We start from the raw sequence: 610 nt of genomic DNA, 5'->3' as shown, positions 1-610 counted from the left end.
CAAGTGATTGGCAAAGCCGCTGAAGAAGTGGGTGCGCCCCTATTCTTCTCGCTGCTTATCATCACGTTAAGCTTTGTTCCAGTGTTTGCACTGGAAGGTCAAGAAGGCAAGATGTTCTCTCCTCTCGCCTTTACCAAGACGTATGCCATGGCGTCAGCGGCAGCACTTGCGATCACGCTCGTGCCAGTTCTAATGGGTTACTTTATTCGCGGTAAAATACTGCCAGAACATAAGAACCCTGTGAACCGTGGTCTGGTTGCGCTGTATCGTCCATTGCTTAATCTGAGCTTGAAATATCCGAAAGCGATGATCGTACTGGCGCTCGGCCTATTAGCATCGGCGTACTACCCAACTAGCCAACTAGGCAGCGAATTCATCCCACCATTGGATGAAGGCGATTTGATGTACATGCCGACCACCTACCCGGGCATTTCCATCGGTAAAGCACGTGAGTTGGTTCAGCAAACCAACAAGCTGATCAAAACCGTACCGGAAGTTAAAACGGTTTGGGGCAAGATTGGCCGCGCAGAAACCGCCACCGACCCAGCACCACTCACCATGATTGAAACGGTAATTCAGCTCAAACCTCATGACCAATGGCGTGAAGGCG

The 610-nt window shown here is 50.8% G+C and carries 1 protein-coding gene; it reads left to right on the top strand.

Annotation, left to right across the window (positions count from 1 at the left end; all coding sequences use genetic code 11):
• Positions 1 to 610, top strand: a 610-nt coding sequence (locus R7044_RS26475) for an efflux RND transporter permease subunit (RefSeq protein WP_225456144.1), incomplete at both ends; no start/stop codon positions are given.

The organism is Vibrio sp. 1402 (assembly GCF_033340275.1).
This window is presented reverse-complemented; position numbering and strand designations above follow the sequence as displayed.